Origin of the sequence: Cupriavidus sp. IK-TO18, assembly GCF_015549295.1 — a bacterium.
Classification (GTDB): Bacteria; Pseudomonadota; Gammaproteobacteria; order Burkholderiales; family Burkholderiaceae; genus Cupriavidus; species Cupriavidus oxalaticus_A.
Genome location: NZ_JADGMP010000062.1, coordinates 1 through 2,567, shown reverse-complemented (window position 1 = coordinate 2,567; position 2,567 = coordinate 1). Strand labels below are relative to the sequence as shown.

The 2,567-nt window shown below is 62.8% G+C and carries 1 protein-coding gene and 1 pseudogene; both read right to left on the bottom strand.

Annotation, left to right across the window (positions count from 1 at the left end; genetic code table 11):
• A pseudogene (locus IPF36_RS33955) lies at positions 1-599 on the bottom strand (H-NS histone family protein); the annotation flags it as partial.
• Positions 600-1,148: 549 nt separating this feature from the next.
• Positions 1,149-2,294, bottom strand: a complete 1,146-nt coding sequence (locus IPF36_RS33950; RefSeq protein ID WP_255520003.1) for a Fic family protein — start codon at positions 2,292-2,294, stop codon at positions 1,149-1,151.
• Between the last annotated feature and the right edge of the window lie 273 nt (positions 2,295-2,567).

Here is a 2,567-nt window from a genome sequence, read left to right as displayed (position 1 = left end):
GTCTCTTCCGGCGCAGCTTCCGGGGCGGCAGTTTCGGTGAGCGCTTTCGGCTTCCGACCTCGCTTCGGGGCCCGCCTCTCTTCCGGCGCAGCTTCCGGGGCTGGGGCGTAACGCGGTGCTACCGGGGCGGCCGTTTCGGTCAGTTCGTCCTGGGCCGGCGCTACCATCGGTTCGTCCGTGGCCAGGACTTCAACCGCAGCTTCGGCCACGGCTTCAGTGGTCGCTTCCGAGGGCATGGCTTCAATGGGCGCTTCCGGCGCGTCAGATTCAGTCAACGCTTCCGAGGCGGCAGCTTCCCTCGATTCTTCTGGTGCCACGTCTTCCGTTGAAGCGTCCGGGGCTGCGTAAGACCGCCGGCGCTGATATGACACGGTCGTCGTCGGGCCGCTATCCCGGCTTGTCGACCAGAAGTCCAAGCGTTTGGCCTGAGTGTCAACGCTGCCACTACCGACGCCTGCACCACTGGCTTCACCCATGACGGGATCCGCGTCGCGCATCGCCTCAGCGATGGGAAACTCCATCTGACCAAGTCCGTCCGTCGCATTGCTCGCGACAAGGGGTTCAACTTCTTGCTCTGAAGCCAATTTGTTCTCCTTCATTGAAGCCACTGCACGTGCAGACGCTTCCTAATCCCATGGACGGTGAGACCTTGTCTCTTGCGTGTCGTTCGCTTCTCGCCTGCGCCAAGCCTTCCTTACGAATTCTCGCGCCCAGCCCTCGTCACATCCGCCATTAGACAGAGGGCCGAATGCATCGGTGGGACTATTCAACCCGGTAAAATTCCTTGCTCTGCTCCGCATTGACCGCCCGCTGCAGCCAGTCGGGCACGCCTCGGCGCGCAGCGTGGTCAGCTCGCCGGTAGCGGCCTCGTTGGCCGCCTGCCGGATGGTCTGCACCGCCCCGGCGGCGATGTCCTTCAACGCCTGCGGCAGGTCGGAGACCGCGCCAATCCGGCGGCTGACTACGCGGCAAGGCGTTGGCGAGGCTGTACCCCTGCCGGCAGTGCATGTTTGCAGCTTTGACGTCGTACGCGATCAAGGCGCTGTATGGCGCCAAGTGGTACCTGTGGCACGGCTGCCCCCATCCGGCGTTGCGCCGCCTGGAAAACCTGAGCTGGGATCTGGACCCTGAGCCAGTCCCTGCAACGACTAAATCTCCTTCGGGGTCTGGACCACCCGGATCGCCTCCACAGCTAGACCATGCGACCACCCGGGCACATTGATGTAATAGCGCACCGCCTTGCCCGCACCGTGGCTCCGCAATTGCCCGCCCGTGACCATCTCCGATAGATCGCGAGTGGCCGTGGCCTTTGAGACCCCCGTCATTTTCATGTACTTCTCAGCGTTCAGCCCGCCCAAGAAGCCACCGTCTCCGTCGTCGAGCAGGCGCTGAAGCACCTTGCGCTGCCGCTCATGAAGATCGCTGCCCTCGTGCTTCTCCCAGAAGCGCCTTTTCTCAATCGCCTGGTCGATGACCAGGCTCGCGGCATGACAGGCGGCCGTACTTTGGCGCGCAAACCACTGCACCCATGCTGTAACGTCCGTTTCGCCGCGCTGAGCATGGTTCAGAGCGTCGTAGTACGCCGAGCGTGAGGTCAGGAACTGCCGCGACAGACTGTACAGGCGCACCGGCTGTCTCAGATGCTGAGCCATGGCCATGTCGACAATAGCCCGACCAATGCGGCCGTTGCCGTCCTCAAACGGGTGGATGCTCTCGAACCACAGGTGCGCGATGGCGGCGCGGGCGAAGCCATCGACGGGCTTGCGACTTGCGGGCAACGCCGAGGGCTGTGCGGGCGAGGTCTCGGCGAACCAGTTAAGGAAGCGTTTCATCTGAGCCGGCACGTCCTTTGAAGGCGGCGCCTCGTAATGCACCACCTCGCGGCCCGGCTGACCGCTCACGATCTGCATTGGATCGGCATGGTCACGATAGCGACCGACGGCGATTCGATGGATGCCTGAAGTGCCACCAGGGAATAACGCAGATTGCCAGCGGCACAGACGGTCTTCGTCCAAGGGCATATCAATGGCTGTCGTTGCGTCACTGATGACGTCCACCAGGCCGTCGACACTTCGGTTAATGGGCCCGGACGTCGCCAATCCGAGTCGCCTCATGACCGACGAGCGAACGGCATCGAGCGAGAGCCGTTCACCCTCAATGGCAGCCGTGGCGAGCACCTCATCGGACAGCGCGTCGAGGGCTACCTGGCTGGTACTGCCAAGGCCGATGGCAATGGCCTTGCCTTCCAAGACCCCGTGCAACCGGTAGGCCTCCGCCAAATCGGGCGCGGCCATCTCGGCGTCATAGGCGAGAGCCCCAGCGGGCCAATCTGCGCGACGCCAAATCCAAGGCGAGATTGGTTTCATGAGCCGTATTTTGCCATATACGCCTCAAATGTTGAGCCGATTTTGAGGGTTTTCGGATCACGCGAGGTACTCTGCAGGTGAGCCTGATCCACAAACCGGAAAGATGGGTGCATAGAGGGACGCTTTTTAATATCGCCATCCCTCCTAGTGATGGGCGGTGGCGCTGGACTGCGTCGTGGCGGCTGTGGTCGCCAGCGCGAC